The organism is Cupriavidus sp. C3SS-1, from assembly GCF_057073755.1.
Window position 1 is genome coordinate 2,163,070 of the sequence record NZ_CP172700.1, and the last position, 17,413, is coordinate 2,180,482.

Genomic DNA, 17,413 nt, shown 5'->3' on the forward strand with positions numbered 1-17,413 from the left:
TGGCGCGGTGGCGTCGTACAGGAAGCAGGATTCCAGCTGCCGCATCGACCCGATCGAGCTGTCGCGCAACCACACCAATAACCAATAACCAATAACCAATAACCAATAACCAATACCGGCCCGCTCGCTCTGGAAATGCGCGCCGGCACAGTCGGCAACTTCACCGAAGCGTTAGAGAAAAATCAGGGGAAGAAAACGGGAATCCGGCAGAAGGCCGAAAAGAGGGCGACGCGGCGTGCGAAACGAGAGGGCGGAAAAACGGAGTGGTGCCCATGGGCAGGATCGAACTGCCGACCTCTCCCTTACCAAGGGAGTGCTCTACCACTGAGCCACATGGGCGACGTCCGGTGCTGGGCACTGGAGCGGGAGACGAGTCTCGAACTCGCGACCTCAACCTTGGCAAGGTTGCGCTCTACCAACTGAGCTACTCCCGCGTTGCTTGGCTCCCCGACCTGGGCTCGAACCAGGGACCTACGGATTAACAGTCCGGCGCTCTACCGACTGAGCTATCGGGGAACAACGCTTCCTCGTTGAGAGGAGGCCGGATTGTACAACGGGTGACGTGCAGGGTGTCAAGGGTTCATCGGCATTTTTTTAATCTCCCGATGTACTAAGCGCCGGGTGGTTGTTGCTGCGCTGGTTGTGCGTGGCCGGCACCGACCCTCGACGGCGCGCTTCGAACGCTCGACGCCGCTGGCGCTGGCGCTTCCCCGTCCAGCGCTACACTCTGCCACTACGCATACGGAGTCCAATCATGTCGAGCCTGCGCACGCTTTATCCTCCCATCGAACCCTATGCCACTGGCACGCTCGACGTCGGCGACGGCCATGTCATCTACTACGAGCGCGTCGGCACGCCCGGGGCCAAGCCTGCTGTGTTCCTGCACGGGGGCCCCGGGGGCGGCATCAGCGCCGACCATCGCCGGCTGTTCGACCCCGCCCGCTACGATGTCCTGCTGTTCGACCAGCGCGGATGTGGCCGCTCAACGCCGCATGCGGGACTCGAAGCGAATACCACATGGCATCTCGTCGACGATATCGAACGCCTGCGCGAACTCGCGGGCGTCGAGCGCTGGCTCGTGTTCGGCGGGTCCTGGGGTTCCACGTTGGCTCTCGCCTACGCGCAGAAGCATCCGCAACATGTGAGCGAGCTGGTGCTGCGCGGCGTCTATACCGTGTCGCAGGCCGAGCTGGACTGGTACTACCAGTTTGGCGTGTCCGAGATGTTTCCGGAAAAGTGGGCGCGCTTCCAGGCCCCGGTCCCCGGCGCGGAGCGCGGCAATATGATGGCGGCCTATCGCAAGCTGCTGACCGGCGACGACCGGGAAAAGCAACTGGAAGCGGCACGCGCGTGGAGCGTCTGGGAAGGCGAGACCATCACGCTGCTGCCCGATTCCGGCAACAGCGCCAAGCATGACGACGCGCATTTCGCGCTGGCCTTCGCGCGGCTCGAGAACCACTACTTCACGCACCGCGCGTGGCTGGACGATGGCCAGTTGTTGCGCGACGCGCACCGCCTGGCGGGCATCCCCGGCGTGATCGTGCATGGGCGCTACGACATGCCCTGCCCCGCGCGCTATGCCTTTGCCCTGCATCAGGCCTGGCCGGACGCCGACTTCCACCTGATCGAGGGCGCCGGGCATGCGTGGACCGAGCCCGGCATCCTGGACCAGCTGCTCCGCGCCACGGACCGCTTTGCGCAACCGTGACGCGCGGCGTGGTCAAGCCGATTGCGGGCCGCTCAATCCGGACACGCGTCAGTCCCGGTCGGGCGCGCCCGGCGGAAACAGCTTGCGGTAAGGCCGCGCCTCGTCCACCGCGCGGGCAAATGCGGGGCGTGCCAGCAAGCGGCTGCGGTAGGCGCGCACATTGGCCAGTGCGGGGTCGATCGGATGGACCCAGTCGGCATAGAACAGTGACGGCGCCGCGGCGCAATCGGCCAGACTGAACGCGCCGGCCGCGGCCCATTCGCGTCCATCGAGTGTCTTGTCCAGCCACGTGTAGGCGGAGTCGAGCAGCTTCCTGGCATCGGCCACCGTCACGGCACTGCGCTGCGCCGGCGCGCGGATGTAGTCGAGCACGATGCGCTGCATCGGCGTCATCACGTAGTAGTCGAAGAAGCGGTCCATCATGCGGACGTCGAGCGCGGCGTCCGGATCCTGCGGAATCCAGCGCACGGGACCGCGATGATGGGTGTCGAGGTATTCGATGATGATGCTCGACTCCATCACGCTGCGCCCGCCATCGACCAGCAAGGGCATGCGCTGCAGCGGCCAGAGCCTGGCGTGCTCGGCCAGTACGTCGGCGTGGTCCGGCGACAGCATGCGCCATTCGAACGGAATGTCGTTCTCGTACAGCGCGATCAGGACCTTCTGGCAGTACGAGGAAAACGGGTGCGCGTACAGCTGCATGGTTGCCTCCGGGGGTGAAAGTTGCGCCAGCTTACTCCATCGCAACGCGCGAACAGGCTCGCGCTCCGGCGCTCAGAAGACCCCTAGCGCAAGACCGGCCGCCAGGCCGGCGCCCATCTCGGCGCAGCGCTCCAGCGCGTCGGCGTCGATCGCCTTGGGCGCGAGGATGCGCTCGGGCGTCTGTGCATGCGTGCAGACGATCAAACCCGGCGCCACGCTCTTCAGGCGCCAGCCGGTCGCGATGCGCTCAAGCTGGCGCAAGGCATTCTGTCCGTCGCTGCCCGCGCAGATCATGGCCGCGTAAGGCCGGCCGTTGATGCGGTCGAGCGCGGCGTAGTAGCAGCGGTCGAAGAAATCCTTCATCAGGCCGGACATCGCGGCCAGGTTCTCGGGCGTCGCGAACAGGTAGCCGTCGGCGGCCAGCACATCGTCCGGTCCTGCATCGGTGGCTCGCCGCAGGACGACCGTGACGCCCGCCTGCCGGCTGGCGGCATCCGCAGCGGCCCGGGCCATCTGTCCGGTGCCGCCGGTCATGGTGTGGTAGACGATCAGCAGGGTCTTCATTCGGGCACGCTCAGGCTCGCAACATTCCGCGGCGACTGTAGCACGCGCGTGCGCGCTGCCTGTCTTCGTTCAGCGCCCGTCGAAGCGCCTCGCCAGGCCCTTGGTGCGAAATGCGTCCACCACGAACTCGATGAACACCCGCGTGCGGGGCGGCAGCAGCGTGCGGCTCGGGTAGTAGAGCGAGATCGGCCCATTGTCGGCATACCAGCCGGGCAGCAGCCGCATCAGCGCGCCGCTTTCCAGACGCGGCGCGGCGTGCGGCATGGGCAGCAGCGCAATGCCCAGCCCATGCATCGCCGCGTGGGCCATGGCCTCCGGATCATCGAAGATCAGCCGCGCGCGGTGACCGGCTGGCGCCTGTTCGCCGAGCTGGTTGCGCAAGGTCCATGCGCGCAGCCGCCCGGTGGCGCCCGAGCGCCGCACGATGCCATCGAACCCGGCCAGGTCGGACGGATGCCGCGGCAGCACGCGCCCCTTCATGTACGCCGGCGATGCCACCGCCACCACGTGGGTATTCGCCAGTTCCCGCGCGACCACGCCCTCGGTCAGCTCGATGCCGCCGCCAATGGCGGCATCGAAGCCGTCGCGGATCAGGTCGGTCGGCCGGTTCTCGAAGTGCCAGTCCGGCACGATGGCGGGATACAGCGCCAGGAATTCTCCGAGCAGCGGCACCAGGTACTCGCGCCCGAACGCCAGCGCCATGCTGACCTTGAGCACGCCAGCGGGCTTGCCGGCGTCCTCTGCCGCGCCGGCAAACGCATCGCGCAGCGCCGAGTAGGGGTCGGACACCTGCGTGAAGAACTGCTCGCCGCCGGTGGTCAGCGTCAGCCGCCGCGTGCTGCGGTGGAACAGGCGCAGCCCGAGGTGCCGCTCCAGCCGCGCCACGTTCTTGCTGACGGCGGCCGGTGTGAGCCCCAGCCGACGGGCCGCAGCCGAAAAACTGCCGGTCTCCGCACTCTGGACAAACGATTCAAGCAGGTTGAGGGCTTCCATGCCAACCAGCTTATACCAGTGGTTGAAAAACATGATCCCCATTCACGCCTACCGGTAAGGGAATGCGCTGCCCATACTTCGCTGCACCAACCCCTTCATCGTTTCAGGAGCGAACATCATGAGCACCCCACTTTCCGGCAAGGTTGCATTCGTTACCGGCGGCGCACGCGGCATTGGCGCCGCAGTCGTGCGCCGCCTGGCGCGCGAAGGCGCGGCCGTGGCCTTCACCTACCAAAGCTCGGGCGCTGGCGCGCAAGCGCTGGCCGAATTGGTCCAGGCGGCCGGCGGACGCGCGAAGGCCTTCCATGCGGATGCAGCGGACGCGGCCTCGCTGTCGCGCGCGATCGACGATGCGGCAAGCCACTTCGGCAAGATCGATATCCTGGTCAACAACGCCGGCGTGCTGCTGCTGGGGCCGGTCGAAGGCTTCTCCCTGGAGGACTTCGACAAGACGCTCGCCGTGAACGTGCGCGCGGTGTTCGTGGCGGCCAGGGCAGCCCTGCCCCACATGGGCGAAGGCGGCCGCATCATCAATATCGGCAGCACCAATGCGGACCGGATGCCGTTCGCCGGGGGCAGCGCGTATGCCATGAGCAAGGCCGCGCTGAAGGGCCTGGTGCAGGGCATGGCGCGTGATCTTGGCCCCCGGGGCATCACCGTGAACAACGTGCAGCCCGGCCCGACCAATACCGACATGAACCCCGAGCACACCGACTTCGCCGGCGCGCTGCATGGCCTGATGGCATTGCAGCGTCACGCCGATCCGGACGAGATCGCGGGCATGGTGGCTTACGTTGCCAGCCCGGAAGCAGGCTTCGTCACGGGGGCGAACCTGAATATCGACGGCGGCTTCAGCGCCTAGGGCGCAGGTACGGGACAACGCAACGGGCCTCGCGGCCGGGACACCGTCCGCATAAGGAAGCGCGCAGATATTCGTTAGCGCAGAGGCGCGATCGGGTTACGGTTGCGTGCTGAACGGGCTGGCTCCAGCCCGATGATCCTCAAGGCACGCAAGACCGATGACTGCATCCCGACGACAATTGCTTCGCTACGGCACGGCCGCCACCGCCGCCATCGCCACCCTGCGCATTGCCGCATTCGACGGCGCCGGCTCGGCCCGCGCCCAGGACCGCCCTTTGCTGAAGGCCGGCGACCAGAAAGGCGGCCTGCGCGCGCTGCTCGAATCCGCCGATGCGCTGCGCGGACTGTCCTACGAGATCCAGTGGACCGAGTTCCCTGCCGCCGCGCCGCTGGCGGAAGCGCTCAATGCGGGCGCGGTGGACTGCGGCCCGATCGGCGATGCGCCGGCAATCTTCGCGCTGGCCGCCGGCACGCGCATCCGCCTGATCGGCGCCAACCGCTCCGACCCGTATGGCACGGCCATCCTGGTGCGCCCCGGTTCGCCGCTCAAAAGCGCGGCGGACCTGAAGGGCAAGAGCATTGGCACCAACCGTGGCTCGATCGGCCATTTCGTCGCGCTCAGGGCGCTGGAATCCGCCGGGCTGCGGCCGGAAGACGCCAGCATCCGCTTCCTGCCGCCAGCCGATGCCAAACTCGCCCTGACCAGCGGTTCCGTCGATGCCTGGGCCACCTGGGAACCCTATACCGCCATGGCGGAGACCAGCGGGCATGCGCGCGTGCTAGTCAGCGGGCGCGGGCTCTGGTCGGGCCTGAGCTACCTTGCCGCCACCGACGCCGCGCTGGCGGCCCGTCGCGGCCGTGCTTGCCGATTTCCTGCAACGCGTGGTGCGCGCGCAGGCATGGTCCTATCAGCATGTGCCGGAATTCTCGGCGACGCTGGCGCGCATCATCGGTATTTCGCCGGAGGCCGCGCGCCTGCAGTTCGAACGCCGGCACACGCAGTGGCAGAAGATCGACGATGCACTGATTGCCGAGCAGCAGCGCACCGCCGATTTCTACCTGAAGGCCGGCCTGCTCAGGCAGCGGCTCGATGCACGCACGACCTTCGATACGGGCTTCGCGATCGCGTGACGTCAGTAGCCATAGCTCACCGGCGCCTCATAGTAGCCGCGGGCTTGCGGGGCGCACGGCACGTAGTCGCCAACGTCGCCGCGATAGCAATAGCCCGGGGGCACGGCCGGCGCGGCATAGCGGGCCGGCGGCGCATAGGCGACCGGTGCCGGCGCGTAGGCGACGGGTGCGGGGGCATAGGCGACCGGCGCGGCCACGACCGGCGCGGACGCGACCGCCGCACCGAATGCCAGGCCGACCAGCGCGCCAACGGCCAGCGCCACCCCGGCCTGCGAGCCGCCGCCATGGCGATAGCGGTCATGCGCCGACACCGGTCCGGCGGCCAGCAAGGCCAGTGACACGGCGGCAGCGGAAGCGATACGGATTGCGGGGCGCATGGTTGACTCCTGTTCGGGTACTGATGTCGTGATGCCATCATGCACAAGAAACCCGCGCTCAGGTGTTTCGGCGAGGGCCTCCAGTTGTTAGCGTTGTAACGGGCGCTTCCCCTCGTAACGGACAATTACATGATTCTCTCAACCGGGCGGCGCATATGGGCCCGTGTGATCTGAACGCTTTCGTATAATCTCCGCTCGGCGTCCAGATCTCCTGCCAGCTGGGCGCCCTGCTCCAGCCGGCTTGCCGCGCGCCAGACAGGCCCGACGGCAACCATGCGGCGTCTGCCCTGCTACGCCGGTCAATTTCGTGGAAGCGGCTTGCCCATCATGTGGCGTTGCTTCCTGTGTTCATCTTCCGCGCCCCCGGACCCTTCCGCATCCTCAGGCATTCGTTCCCCGCCATTTCGGCATCATTTCGGCGAGCAGGGACTTGCCCGAGCCTGCGCAGAGACTTCCGGGCGGCCACGTCCCAACGTGACTCGCCAATGCGCAGACTATCCTGGCTCGCCCTGAGCCTTGTGCTGACAGCACTGTTCCACCTGATGCCGGCGGCCATGGCCACCGAGCCGGCCTCCGTGCCCGAAGCGGACCAGCCGCCGGCCCTGACGCACGCCGAAGCCATGGCCGAACTCAAGCGGCTGCAGACCGAGCAGGACCGCATCAAGCAGTCCGCCTCGAGCGTCAACGGCAATACGCGGCTCGGCGATATGGACGAGTCGCTGCACCAGCTCGCCGCTGACGTCGACAAGCTCACGGCCACGCTGACACCGCAGCGCGCGCAGCTGCAGGCCCAACTCGACGTGCTGGGGCCGCCGCCCGCGCCCGGCACCACGCCCGAGACGACTGCGGTGGCCAGGCAGCGCGCCGAGCTGAATACGCGCAAGGTCCAGCTCGACAACGCGCTCAAGCAGGCGACCGAGGGCAAGGAAAATATCGAGAACCTGAACGCCCAGCTCGCCAAGCTGCAGCGCGGCCGGATGAAGGACCAGCTCGCGCTGCGCTCGGACAGCATCCTGAACCCCGAGTTCTGGGCGCCGCTGTTCAAGCCGTCCGACGACGACAGCGCGCGCATGGCGGCGTTCCGGGACGAAGTCGTGCCCCTGCTGCAGACCGGCTGGGAACCGGAGCACCGCGCGGCCACGGCCTTGCTGCTGGTGCTGGCGCTCGCCATCTGGACGCTGGGCCGGCGCCTGACCGAACGCGCCGCCGCGTGGTTCTGCCTGAACTGCCTGCCAGAAAACCGGTTGCGGCGCAGCGCGCTGGCGCTGGCCACGGCACTCACCACCGTGGCCACGACGGCGCTGGCGGTCCAGTGCGTCTATATCGCTTTCACGCAACATTACGAGCCGCCGCCGGACCTGCAGGACCTGCTCAACGCGCTGGCCAGGCTCATGCTGACCAGCGCGCTGATCGCGGGGCTCGGCCGCGCGCTGCTGTGCACGCGCCACCCGTCGTGGCGGCTGCCGGCGCTGGCGGACCCGGTCGCGCTCGCGCTCAAGCCGTTCCCGCGCGCGCTGGCCGGGCTGTTGCTGGTGGCCGGCACGCTCGAGCTGTTGAACCATATCGCCGACACCAGCGTGCCGTTCACGCTGCTGGGCCGCGGGCTGGTGTCGCTGGTGGTGGTGTTCACGATCGGCGCCGCGCTGCTGCGCGCCAACCGCGTGCGCAGCGGCCTGGCCGCCGCCGGCGAGCGCGCCGAGGCGCGGGCCACGCTGGCGGGCATGATCCACGCCGGGGTCACGCTCGCGGTCATTGTCGCGCTCATCGCGCTGCTGGCAGGCTACGTCAGCTTTGCCCGCTTCGTGACCTACGAGCTGGTGTGGTTCGACATCGTGCTGTGCACGCTGTACCTGCTCACGCAGCTCACGCGCGATACCTGCGAAAGCCTGCTTTCGCCGCAGCACGCCAGCGGCCGCGTGATCCGGCAACTGTTCGGCGTGGACGACAGCCGGCTGGAACAGACGTCGACGCTGCTGTCGGGCCTGGGCACGAGCGTGCTCACGATCATTGCCGTCATCGCGCTGCTGACCGGCGGCTTCGGCACCACGCCGGCCGAACTGCTCGACAGCCTGCTGACCGTGCTCGGCGGCGACAAGCTGCGCAGCTACAACATCATGCCCGAGCGCATCGTCAATGCGGTGATCGCGCTGTCGGTCGGCATCTGGCTGCTGCGCTCGGTGCGGCGCTGGCTCGATGCGGAACTGCTGCCGCGCATGGTCATGGAGCCGGGCCTGCGCGCGTCGCTGGTCACGCTGTTCAGCAACGTCGGCTACGTGCTCATCGTGCTGCTGACGTTGTCGCTGCTCGGCGTGAAGTGGGAAAACCTGGCGTGGATCGTCAGCGCGCTGTCGGTGGGGATCGGCTTCGGCCTGCAGGAGATCGTCAAGAACTTCGTGTCCGGCCTGATCCTGCTGACCGAGCGCCCGGTAAAGGTCGGCGACATGGTCAGCATCGCCGGCGTGGAAGGCGACATCCGCCGCATCAACGTGCGCGCCACCGAGATCCAGCTTGGCGACCGCTCGACCGTGATCGTGCCCAATTCGCAGCTGATCTCGCAGAACGTACGCAACGTGACAATGAGCAACAGCACGCAGGGCGTGGCCACGCTGCAGCTGACCTTCCCGCTGAACATCGACCCGGAAGCGGTGCGCGATCTGCTGCTGGATGCCTACCTGGACAACGAATCCATCCTGGACCACCCCGTGCCGTCGGTCACGTTCAGCCAGCTCGCGCCCAACGGCATTACGCTGAGCGTGACCGGCTACGTGTCGAACCCGCGCATTGCGGGCGGCACCAAGAGCGACCTGCTGTTCGAGATCCTCAAGCGGCTGCGCGCCGCAGGCATTCCGCTGACCATGCCGCAGACGCTGCGCGTGGAGAACCTGCCGGGGATGACGGCGGAAGCGCTGTTGTCAGCGCCGTAGCGCCAGGCGGATGGCTAACGATAGGTCTGGAGATAGGCCAGCAGATCGTCGATTTGCTGGTCATTGCCCATGCCCCAGAAACGCATGCGCGTGCCCGGCACGACCTTACCAGGCGATTTGACGAAGGCGCGCAGGGTGTCGGCCGTCCACACCAGGCCGGATGCGGTCATGGCGGGCGAATAGCGATAGTCAGCGGTGCTTCCAGCGCGCCGGCCAACGATCCCATTGAGTTGCGGGCCAAAGCCGCCGCGTGCGGAGGGGCCCACGCTATGGCAGGACGCGCACCGGGTCGAGAACACTTCCTTGCCGGCCTGGACGTCAGCGGCGAAGGCGGAATGGGAAAGGACCAAAAAGGTCAGCGCCAGGACAAGGCGCGGTGCAGCGTGATGCATGGGGCATGCTTGGAATTCGCCCTCGCGGGTAGCTCCGCATGATAGCGCAGCGCGAGCCACCGGACTCGGCGGCGCCGTGGGCCAGCAATATGGTTCGTGGTCACCCGAATCCGCATGAACGAGTCCGAGACCCATGTCCATGCCAATTCATTGCCCCCGACGCCGCCCGTCTCGCCGCCACGCGCGTTGCCGGTCCAGACGGGAACCGGCGCACGGCATGCGCGGTCCTCAAGTCGTGGACGGTTGCGGACGACAACCAGTAGGCGGGAATCCTGGAGCCTTGCATGCCGGCCGCCCGCATCCGTTCAATCCTTTTCAGGAACCGACCAACATGAGTATCTCCCTCGTCAGCGCTGCCAGCGCGGCGGACCCGGGCACAGATCCGGTGTCGCTGCTGATGCTGCGCAAATCGCTGGATCTGCAGGCCCAGAGCGTCACCGGCCTGCTGCAGGCCGCCACCGGCGCAGCACCGGTGGCCAGCAACCCTCCCCACCTTGGCCAGAACATCGACGTGACGGCCTGAGCGCAGCCCGCTGCGGCGTTGCGCGTGCAACGCCGCCAGCATGCAAAGCGCTCCTTGTGCGGGGCGCTTAGCCGATTCGGCAGCGGTCAGCCCGCCTCCACCACCCTCATCGCGCGATGCATCGCCGCACACAGCGCATCGGCCTGGATCGGCAGCGGGAAAAAGCCCCGTGTGCCCCCACTGCCAGCGTTGACCAAGTCCCCACTCATCTGCCCCTCGAGAGCAACCGATGCGAGTCGCAGGATTGAGGGTGTCAGTTGTTGATTCGTAGCGCGGCTCTAGACCGAATCCCGTCAAGAAGGCCTTCGATGTGCAGGCGTTCACAAGTAGCCACTAATCGAGCACGGGGATGAACAAACCGGCATATCAAACGCAAAAGAGGCGACGCCCATCGCCTTCCGGTTACTTACGATCGCGATCTGTGGACGGCCCTGGTGGCAGCGAGCGGCAGCGGCCGAAAGCGGCGGGTAAGGATAAAGCCATGAAACAGTTCTGGTACCAGTCACCCCCCATGCAAAGGGCCGACCCAAAACGGGTTGGCCCTTTTTTGTCCGGCGAGATAGCTGCGAACATGAAGTAACCGGGTCGCGCGCCCCTCGTGGAAGTTCAGGTGCGCATCGGCTAATCGGGCAAGCGCCCAAGCCAAAGGGATGTCAGTTCGGCCCTGTTATGCACCCCGAACTTGGCATAGATCGATTTGACGTGGATATGCGTTGTATTTGGGCTCTGTCCCAAGAGTGCCGCAATGACCTTTTCGGCTCTCCCGTCCAGAAGCTCCAGCAGCACCTTGCGTTCCGTCGCCGTAAGCGGTGCCTTTGCGATTAGCAGTCCGTGGCTGAGAACCTGTTGTCGGTAGAGCCAGCGGAGCCCACGCAAGGCAAGGCCGAAAGGCACCTTGTCGGTGGATGCGAATCGCGGCGCTTCCGGGCTGCGGAAGAGAAAAATGTGCACGCGGACATCTTCGTTAAGGGAGCAACGCATTGACATGCTGTCTGCATGGCCGACGGCCAGGTAATGACGCCGGTAATGCGGGCCATCGAACCACTTGGCCGGAAGCGCCTCAAAGAGCAGCCTGATGCGGAACGCCTCATCGCCGGCCATGGCGAGGACCTGTGAAATGTCCAGGGACTTCGACCACAACGCGTCGAATTGCTCTTGGACGGATATGGCAACCTGCGCGAGGGGATTGAGAAGCTTGACGATGCGCGGACGCCAGCCATTCAATGGGTCCCTCGAATCAGGACTCGGCAGTCGAACGACCACCGACCAGAGGGCGTTCTGCGCGCCGAAGATGGCACAGAGCCGCGACAGCAGGTGCGCAATGGCGGCATCGCCGTCGCCGACCGCGAAGTCCGCGAGTTCATCCCAGAGTGCGAACATCGCGTCGTCAGGCAGTCTGTCAGAAGCGGACGGGAGAGGTGACGTCGGCACTGGCTGGGCGGGGCTCACGCGGTCACCTATCCAGGTTATTTAAGGGTGTCAGCGAACAATCTACGATGGTTTCAGGCCGCTATTGTATTGCAGGGTGACGCGCCTAGCGCGAAGGCGGATTGCACTCAATCTACTCGAAGGAGCCGCAATGGTCACCCGCTCTCTAGTCGAAAGTCTAGTCGAAATGGCACGTTCTGCAGGGGCAAGGAGAACGAGAGAACCGACGATGAACGCTACCGAGGGGCGATGTTATCGGGGACAGATCCACGCGTTGAGCCTGCAGCGCGGAAGTATTCTCGTGGTGAAGGACGGTCCCATGCGCGTGGAATATCAGGACGGGTCACTCGACTGGCTGCCGGGCGCCGCGCCACCCTATTTTGTCAATCTGGCGGAAGGTGCCCAGCACATCCTGCCGTGCAACGCATTCGTCAATATTCAAACCGATGGGCCGGAGCCAGTGAATTATGTGATCATGCGCCCCCGGTCACTGGCGTCGCACCTCCTGGGGCGAATGAACATTGCGTGGTCCTCGCGCCGGGAGGCCTCAAAGGCTGCGGCGAAGACTGGCGCGACTCTTGTTGCTGCCCTTGGCGTTCTTTGCGCCTTTCAACTCGAGAGCCATCCCTCGTTCGTGGTGGTCGCTATCCTGGGTGCAATCGGCGGTTCGATTGGCTACCTTGCCGGATGGCTTTTCTACTGGACGCTCATTAGGGCGCACGTCAGCGTCGGACTTGTGCTATGGGCACTCGCGGCTTGGCTCGCCTACCTCGTGATGTAGGTCTTCATGGACTAGAGGGACTCGACATCCTGGGCCTTTGCGCGCCTCAAGTGCCTGAGTGTAAGTATCAAGGAGTTCTGCATCATGACTCTTCCATATTGCTATCCATCACGCATCCGACTCTGCCTGACGGCGATCGTCGGCGCAGCCCTTGTCGCATCGTCGGCTGTGCATGGCAGACAGCCTTCCGCGCCACCGACCTCGGAGATCGTGTCGCCCTTGCTGGACAACGAGGACCAGCCCTTGAATGCCGATCCGAAGGCAGTGCCAACGAATCCGAAGGCGATGACCCATGCCGGTCTATATGCGACCGAGCGCCAGGCCGAAAGCGCGGAGTCGGCTTTGCACGATCGCATCATCACCGTACGCGTGGGCTGTTGCGGACGAACGGCCATCGACCGGGCGGTGAATCAGGTGTGGACCACCCACGTGGCCTACGACACGCCCGTCGATATTGCCGTGCTGGTGCGCGGCAAGGACTCCCTTCAGGCGGCGAAGGTCGTCGACCGCTTGTCCGAAGCAGGCTTGAGCAGGGTCTGGCTGGTCACTACACCCTGAATGGTCGGGCGGAGATGTCCATTGAGTCCTCGGCAAAGCGCTCCACGTTGGGCCGACCGAGTTGCGCAGTGCGTGACTGTCGCTCCGTCGAGCCGGATGTTGGGTAACGTCGAAAGCTATTGCGGATTCGACCGGTCGATGCAACGGTTTAATCGTTCAGCCGGTGGCCTGTATGTAGAGGCTCCGAAAGATGGTCTCGTGCGACACCTGATAGTCCTTATTGACCGCATACACGTGCTTAAGCCAACCCGCAATCTGCTCTGGCGACCACTGACCTATGCCAAAGTCATCCCGAGACTGAACAGCAATGTTCCGAGCGCTCGGATGCCAAGGCGGCGGTCGAGACCGGGGTCACCGCTCTAGTGCGACGCTCAACCAAATTGGGCTGCGTTACGTCGAACCGGAGCGGCTCCTATATTTGATCGCACCGGACAGGTAATACGATGAAAAAAGCCATTGGTTTCACACTTGCCTGCTGGCTTTCCGGAGCCATTCTGCTCCTTGGTGAATCAGCCAGCAGCATCGCGTTAAGCGGTGTAGTCGCGCTTGCCGGCCTAGACCTGCTGACACCATGACATCCGCCCCCCACCGACGTCTGCCCGTCATCACAACACCCGAGCGGACCCGAGCGTCTTCTAGCCGGACGAATTCGGCGTATCGATACTAAGATTTAGAGTGATCCGAAATATCCGTAGGACGCCGTGTAAGTTCAATGATTCCCGAAGACTGATATTGTTAAGAAAGTGAAACGCATTTCAACGGCAAGGCATTGATTCGTGGCATTCAAAAAACCAATCGAAGTCTGGACCAGTTTGACATCAAAGGTCTCCAACAGAGGGAATCCTCGCGCAGAAGGCTCAGGACATTAGCTTGAGAAGCGGACCGGCCTTCCAATATCCCCCGTCGCTGTTATCAAGGATGAAACAGAACGCGCGCCGGCCGCTTGTCCATGAAACTTTGGGCCGAGGCATTTTCATCCGGCCTTGCGAAGCGATACCGTTACAAAAGGATACGCTCCATTACCATCAGTGGTGATGGCCGACAGAGGCGCAGACTGGTTTCCCTTCACGTCAGCAGCGCACGTTGCGGCAGCAGATGGGCCACCTTCAGGCCAAGCGAAGTCGTCGGCACACCAGCGCCAGCCATCAGGAAGGCCGCTCGGACCCGAGCCATGTCACGCATTGCGTTAGTTCCGACGAACTATCAGCTTTGATCGATGCGTGCCGAGTTCCACAGCATCGCCGACCGAGTTCCCGTCCGGCAGTATGCGAGTACCGGCTTCGGCAAGCTTGCCAACAACGAGCCAAAAATTGCAGCCTGCTCGTCAGTTACACGACCCGATTCCACAGGCAGGTAATGCGCGACCATGCCCAGCGCGCACGCGACCTCGGCGATCTCCGCGAACGGACTCTGGCAGGCAGACTCGCCATCGGGCCGGTTGCAGACGATGGAACGGAATCCGTTGGTGTGCGCCGCCATTACGTCGGCTCCAGTCAACTGCGTCGCCACGCTCACGTCATCGGAAAGACGCCTTATCTGCATTCGCTGAAGGCCCGTCCCCGTTTCCTGACACCGCACGATGGCGCTGCCGAAGTAGTCAATTGCGAAATCAACATCGGCCTGAGTCGTGAAGCGACCGAGGCTCACTCGGACCGTGCGTTCCGCAGCTTCCTCATCAAGGCCGATGGAAGTCAGCACGTGAGAGGGGTTGCCAGCAGCCGAATTGCAGGCAGACGTGGAAGAGATCGCAAGATTGTCGGTGAGCATGAACGTGAAGAAGTTGGGCAATCCCACGGTCAGGCTGAGTGTGTGCGGAATTCGCTTAGCCCCACTGGCGTTCTGCGTGACGACGCGCAACGCGCGGATGCCGTCCAGCAGGCGCTCGCTCAATTGTGCAATGCGCTGGTTGTCTGACGCCATTTCAGCGCGCGCCAGTTTACAAGCCGTCCCCATGCCAACGATCTGGTGGGTTGCAAGGGTGCCAGAACGCAGACCCTGTTCATGTCCGCCACCGTGCATCTGGCAAGCAATACGAGGCGCCACTTCGCGATTCACATAGAGTGCGCCGATGCCTTTGGGGCCATATACCTTGTGCGCCGACATCGACAACAGGTCAATTCCCATCGCTTTCACGTCGATATCGGTTTTGCCCACTGCCTGCGCTGCGTCCACGTGGAGCAGAGCGCCGGCGGCGTGCACGACGCGCGAGATCTCCGCGATGTCGGTGAGGGTTCCAATCTCGTTATTTACCATCATCAACGAAACGATGCCGGTGTCCTGGCGCATAGCAGCGTCGACCGCGGAGGGTGAAATCTCGCCAGACTGCCCCGGCAAAAGGTACGTAACGGAGACCCCCAGGCGCTCGAGGTGCGATGCCGTGTCCAGAATGGCCTTGTGCTCGAGCTTGCTGGTTACCAGATGACGGCGCCTCTGCTCACCGTCGAAGAAGCCCTTGAGAGCCAGGTTATTTGACTCGGTCGCGCCGGACGTCCAGATGATCTCGGACGGCTCTGCGCCAATGAGACCAGCAACCTGGGCGCGAGCCTGTTCGACCAACTCTCTTGCCTTCTGCCCGGCAGCATGAGTGCTCGACGCTGGGTTTCCGAACACGCCGGCGGCCCCCAGGCAGCCAAACATTGCATCGATGACCCTTGGGTCCGCCGGGGTCGTCGCGGCGTAATCGAAGTACCGCAAAGTGTCCGCGCTCATTTATCCCGCCCTCCTTGAGAATGACGGGAAATGCTACGCGGGGCCCGCTAAAATATCCTTCCAAGATAGGCCGACGAGTCGCAGCGCCGTAGTATGTCGTTCCAAAAATCGCGCGAGATTGGAAATGATTTTCTGCGAATCCCCTCTCATTTTGTCATCGCTGTCTCGCCGGAGAAATAGCAGTTTCGGTCAATCTAGGGGGAGTAGCGTTCATCCACGACTGAGCAAGTTCCTGACACCGTCCGGGTATTGCCAGGTCAGATTCCGAACTCAATGCCCTGGGCAAGCGGGAGATCCTTCCCAAAGTTGATCGTGTTCGTCGCACGGCGCATATAGGCCTTCCACGAATCACTTCCGGACTCTCGCCCGCCGCCTGTCTCCTTCTCACCACCGAACGCTCCACCGATCTCCGCGCCGCTGGGGCCGATGTTCACATTCGCGATACCGCAATCGCTGCCGGAGGCGGAGAGAAACTCCTCCATCTCGCGCATGTCCGAGGTGAAAATGCTGGACGACAGTCCTTGAGGCACGGCGTTGTTCAGAGCGATCGCTTCATCGAGCGTTTCATACCGCAGCACATACAGGATCGGTGCGAAAGTCTCATGGTGGACAATGTCGGTTTGCCTGGGCATCTCGACAATGGTCGGCTGAACGTAGTACGCATCAGTGATTTCGCCGAAGACGCGCTCCCCGCCGAAGACTTTTCCACCATCCTCGACTGCCGCAGCCAATGCCTTGTTCATCGCAGAATATGCCTGCTTGTCAATCAGCGGTCCGATCATTGATGCAGAATCGAGCGGATTCCCAATACGCACCTGCCGATAGACCTTCTTCACTTCGTCGACTACCTTGTCATAAATCGACGCATGCACGATCAGCCGACGCAAAGTCGTGCATCGCTGACCGGCGGTGCCCATGGCGGCGAACGCGACGGCTCGCACGACCAGGCTGAGATCCGCCGACGGGCAGACGATGCCGGCATTGTTGCCACCCAGTTCCAGGATCGTCCGCGCGAATCGCTCGGAAGCGACCGTGGCAATTTCCCGCCCCATGCGCGTGCTGCCGGTGGCACTGATCAGCGGAATGCGCGGATCGCGGACCAACCGATCGCCAAGCTCGCGTCCGCCTTGAACCAACTGGCTGAGGTGTGTCGGCGCTGCCCCGAACTTTGCACAGACTTTGTCGAAGATCACCTGGACAGCAGCGGCAGACAATGGCGTCTTTTCCGATGGCTTCCAGATGACAGCATTACCGCAAACAAGTGCCAGTGCGGCATTCCATGCCCATACAGCAACCGGAAAGTTGAATGCCGTCACCACGAGACAGGGCCCCACCGGATGCCAGGTCTCCATCATCCGGTGACTCGGTCGTTCGGAAGCGATCGTCAAGCCGTACAGTTGCCGCGACAATCCAACGGCGAAGTCGCAGATATCGATCATTTCCTGTACTTCCCCGAGCCCTTCCTGCAGGATCTTGCCTGTCTCGAGGCTTACCAGCCGACCCAGCGCGTCCTTGCGTGCACGCAATTCCTCACCTAACAGCCGGACAAGTTCCCCGCGCCGAGGCGCCGGAACCTTGCGCCACACCTCGAACGCCCGGACGCTGTCCGCGATCACAGCATCGGCATCGCCTGCGGTCGCAACGTCCAGGCCGGCCAGCAATCGGCCGTCAATGGGGGAATGCACCTTCATGGAGCCGTTTTGCCTGGAGATGGCTTCCAGGCCGTTGTCCTTGAGAATCTGCTTAGCGTCGATGTTCATTC

General features: G+C 64.1%; 16 protein-coding genes, 3 tRNA genes and 2 pseudogenes. 9 read left to right on the forward strand and 12 right to left on the reverse strand.

Annotated elements, in window-relative coordinates; translation table 11 throughout:
* Positions 1-264: 264 nt before the first annotated feature.
* The 3 genes from ACIGJC_RS25950 to ACIGJC_RS25960 all read right to left on the reverse strand — a co-directional run bounded on the left by ACIGJC_RS25950 (position 265) and on the right by ACIGJC_RS25960 (position 516).
* Positions 265-339: transfer RNA gene (locus ACIGJC_RS25950), tRNA-Thr, on the reverse strand.
* A gap of 19 nt (positions 340-358) precedes the next feature.
* A tRNA-Gly gene (locus ACIGJC_RS25955) sits at positions 359-434 on the reverse strand.
* A gap of 6 nt (positions 435-440) precedes the next feature.
* Positions 441-516, reverse strand: a tRNA-Asn gene (locus tag ACIGJC_RS25960).
* 238 nt (positions 517-754) lie between these two features.
* On the opposite strand from ACIGJC_RS25960, the gene pip reads away from it, so the two are divergent.
* Positions 755-1,708 (forward strand): prolyl aminopeptidase, encoded by a 954-nt coding sequence (gene pip / locus ACIGJC_RS25965; protein WP_483712279.1) that lies wholly within the window; start codon positions 755-757, stop codon positions 1,706-1,708.
* A 48-nt stretch (positions 1,709-1,756) separates the two neighbouring features.
* Here pip and ACIGJC_RS25970 read toward each other — a convergent pair whose 3' ends face one another.
* From ACIGJC_RS25970 to ACIGJC_RS25980, 3 genes are all read right to left on the reverse strand, one after another.
* A complete protein-coding gene (locus ACIGJC_RS25970; protein WP_483712280.1) occupies positions 1,757-2,410 on the reverse strand; it encodes a glutathione S-transferase family protein in 654 nt (217 codons plus the stop codon).
* A 72-nt stretch (positions 2,411-2,482) separates the two neighbouring features.
* Complete coding sequence (locus ACIGJC_RS25975) at positions 2,483-2,974, reverse strand: flavodoxin family protein (RefSeq protein ID WP_483712281.1); 492 nt, start codon at positions 2,972-2,974, stop codon at positions 2,483-2,485.
* Between the two features lie 69 nt (positions 2,975-3,043).
* Entirely contained in the window at positions 3,044-3,967 is a 924-nt protein-coding gene (locus ACIGJC_RS25980; RefSeq protein WP_483714397.1) for a LysR family transcriptional regulator, read from the reverse strand.
* A 118-nt stretch (positions 3,968-4,085) separates the two neighbouring features.
* Here ACIGJC_RS25980 and ACIGJC_RS25985 point away from each other — a divergent pair, with 118 nt between their 5' ends.
* The 3 genes and pseudogenes from ACIGJC_RS25985 to ACIGJC_RS25995 all read left to right on the forward strand — a co-directional run bounded on the left by ACIGJC_RS25985 (position 4,086) and on the right by ACIGJC_RS25995 (position 5,959).
* On the forward strand, positions 4,086-4,829 hold the full coding sequence (locus tag ACIGJC_RS25985) for an SDR family oxidoreductase (protein ID WP_483712282.1): 744 nt from the start codon (positions 4,086-4,088) through the stop codon (positions 4,827-4,829).
* Between the two features lie 157 nt (positions 4,830-4,986).
* A pseudogene (locus tag ACIGJC_RS25990) lies at positions 4,987-5,688 on the forward strand (ABC transporter substrate-binding protein); the annotation flags it as partial.
* The gene (locus ACIGJC_RS25995) at positions 5,648-5,959 is read left to right on the forward strand and encodes a hypothetical protein (protein ID WP_483712283.1); all 312 of its coding nucleotides are present in this window, start codon (positions 5,648-5,650) and stop codon (positions 5,957-5,959) included. The pseudogene ACIGJC_RS25990 and the gene ACIGJC_RS25995, both read left to right, overlap by 41 nt.
* Positions 5,960-5,961: 2 nt before the next feature.
* Here ACIGJC_RS25995 and ACIGJC_RS26000 read toward each other — a convergent pair whose 3' ends face one another.
* Entirely contained in the window at positions 5,962-6,336 is a 375-nt protein-coding gene (locus ACIGJC_RS26000) for a mechanosensitive ion channel protein MscS (RefSeq protein ID WP_483712285.1), read from the reverse strand.
* 485 nt (positions 6,337-6,821) lie between these two features.
* Between ACIGJC_RS26000 and ACIGJC_RS26005 the strand changes: the two genes are divergently transcribed.
* Entirely contained in the window at positions 6,822-9,260 is a 2,439-nt protein-coding gene (locus ACIGJC_RS26005) for a DUF3772 domain-containing protein (protein WP_483712286.1), read from the forward strand.
* A gap of 14 nt (positions 9,261-9,274) precedes the next feature.
* On the opposite strand, the gene ACIGJC_RS26010 is transcribed toward ACIGJC_RS26005, so the two are convergent.
* Positions 9,275-9,652 (reverse strand): c-type cytochrome, encoded by a 378-nt coding sequence (locus tag ACIGJC_RS26010; RefSeq protein WP_483712287.1) that lies wholly within the window; start codon positions 9,650-9,652, stop codon positions 9,275-9,277.
* A gap of 331 nt (positions 9,653-9,983) precedes the next feature.
* Between ACIGJC_RS26010 and ACIGJC_RS26015 the strand changes: the two genes are divergently transcribed.
* Positions 9,984-10,175 carry a YjfB family protein gene (locus ACIGJC_RS26015; RefSeq protein WP_483712288.1) on the forward strand — a complete coding sequence of 64 codons (192 nt, stop codon included), beginning with the start codon at positions 9,984-9,986 and terminating at the stop codon, positions 10,173-10,175.
* A 621-nt stretch (positions 10,176-10,796) separates the two neighbouring features.
* Here the strand turns inward: ACIGJC_RS26015 and ACIGJC_RS26020 are convergent.
* Entirely contained in the window at positions 10,797-11,555 is a 759-nt protein-coding gene (locus ACIGJC_RS26020) for a helix-turn-helix transcriptional regulator (RefSeq protein WP_483712290.1), read from the reverse strand.
* Between the two features lie 277 nt (positions 11,556-11,832).
* On the opposite strand from ACIGJC_RS26020, the gene ACIGJC_RS26025 reads away from it, so the two are divergent.
* Together ACIGJC_RS26025 and ACIGJC_RS26030 are read left to right on the forward strand one after the other, a co-directional pair.
* Entirely contained in the window at positions 11,833-12,384 is a 552-nt protein-coding gene (locus ACIGJC_RS26025; RefSeq protein ID WP_483712291.1) for a hypothetical protein, read from the forward strand.
* 210 nt (positions 12,385-12,594) lie between these two features.
* Positions 12,595-12,942 carry a hypothetical protein gene (locus ACIGJC_RS26030; protein WP_483712292.1) on the forward strand — a complete coding sequence of 116 codons (348 nt, stop codon included), beginning with the start codon at positions 12,595-12,597 and terminating at the stop codon, positions 12,940-12,942.
* A gap of 159 nt (positions 12,943-13,101) precedes the next feature.
* On the opposite strand, the pseudogene ACIGJC_RS26035 reads toward ACIGJC_RS26030, so the two are convergent.
* Positions 13,102-13,215, reverse strand: a pseudogene (locus ACIGJC_RS26035) (IS30 family transposase); the annotation flags it as partial.
* A 170-nt stretch (positions 13,216-13,385) separates the two neighbouring features.
* Here ACIGJC_RS26035 and ACIGJC_RS26040 point away from each other — a divergent pair.
* On the forward strand, positions 13,386-13,517 hold the full coding sequence (locus ACIGJC_RS26040) for a hypothetical protein (protein WP_483712294.1): 132 nt from the start codon (positions 13,386-13,388) through the stop codon (positions 13,515-13,517).
* Positions 13,518-14,145: 628 nt separating this feature from the next.
* On the opposite strand, the gene ACIGJC_RS26045 is transcribed toward ACIGJC_RS26040, so the two are convergent.
* Both ACIGJC_RS26045 and amaB read right to left on the reverse strand, forming a co-directional pair.
* Positions 14,146-15,651 carry an aminotransferase class V-fold PLP-dependent enzyme gene (locus ACIGJC_RS26045; RefSeq protein WP_483712296.1) on the reverse strand — a complete coding sequence of 502 codons (1,506 nt, stop codon included), beginning with the start codon at positions 15,649-15,651 and terminating at the stop codon, positions 14,146-14,148.
* Positions 15,652-15,908: 257 nt separating this feature from the next.
* Positions 15,909-17,411, reverse strand: a complete 1,503-nt coding sequence (gene amaB, locus ACIGJC_RS26050) for an L-piperidine-6-carboxylate dehydrogenase (protein WP_483712298.1) — start codon at positions 17,409-17,411, stop codon at positions 15,909-15,911.
* Positions 17,412-17,413 lie beyond the last annotated feature (2 nt).

What these genes read in the sequence shown, in the direction of transcription:
- pip (WP_483712279.1), top strand. Translation starts at nt 755, where the DNA reads ATGTCGAGCCTGCGCACGCTTTATCCTCCCATCGAACCCTATGCCACT.
- ACIGJC_RS26005 (WP_483712286.1), top strand. Translation starts at nt 6,822, where the DNA reads ATGCGCAGACTATCCTGGCTCGCCCTGAGCCTTGTGCTGACAGCACTG.
- ACIGJC_RS26015 (WP_483712288.1), top strand. Translation starts at nt 9,984, where the DNA reads ATGAGTATCTCCCTCGTCAGCGCTGCCAGCGCGGCGGACCCGGGCACA.
- ACIGJC_RS26010 (WP_483712287.1), bottom strand. Translation starts at nt 9,652, where the DNA reads ATGCATCACGCTGCACCGCGCCTTGTCCTGGCGCTGACCTTTTTGGTC.
- ACIGJC_RS25985 (WP_483712282.1), top strand. Translation starts at nt 4,086, where the DNA reads ATGAGCACCCCACTTTCCGGCAAGGTTGCATTCGTTACCGGCGGCGCA.
- ACIGJC_RS25970 (WP_483712280.1), bottom strand. Translation starts at nt 2,410, where the DNA reads ATGCAGCTGTACGCGCACCCGTTTTCCTCGTACTGCCAGAAGGTCCTG.
- ACIGJC_RS26025 (WP_483712291.1), top strand. Translation starts at nt 11,833, where the DNA reads ATGAACGCTACCGAGGGGCGATGTTATCGGGGACAGATCCACGCGTTG.
- ACIGJC_RS26020 (WP_483712290.1), bottom strand. Translation starts at nt 11,555, where the DNA reads ATGTTCGCACTCTGGGATGAACTCGCGGACTTCGCGGTCGGCGACGGC.
- ACIGJC_RS25980 (WP_483714397.1), bottom strand. Translation starts at nt 3,967, where the DNA reads ATGGAAGCCCTCAACCTGCTTGAATCGTTTGTCCAGAGTGCGGAGACC.
- ACIGJC_RS26000 (WP_483712285.1), bottom strand. Translation starts at nt 6,336, where the DNA reads ATGCGCCCCGCAATCCGTATCGCTTCCGCTGCCGCCGTGTCACTGGCC.
- ACIGJC_RS25975 (WP_483712281.1), bottom strand. Translation starts at nt 2,974, where the DNA reads ATGAAGACCCTGCTGATCGTCTACCACACCATGACCGGCGGCACCGGA.
- ACIGJC_RS26040 (WP_483712294.1), top strand. Translation starts at nt 13,386, where the DNA reads ATGAAAAAAGCCATTGGTTTCACACTTGCCTGCTGGCTTTCCGGAGCC.
- ACIGJC_RS26045 (WP_483712296.1), bottom strand. Translation starts at nt 15,651, where the DNA reads ATGAGCGCGGACACTTTGCGGTACTTCGATTACGCCGCGACGACCCCG.
- amaB (WP_483712298.1), bottom strand. Translation starts at nt 17,411, where the DNA reads ATGAACATCGACGCTAAGCAGATTCTCAAGGACAACGGCCTGGAAGCC.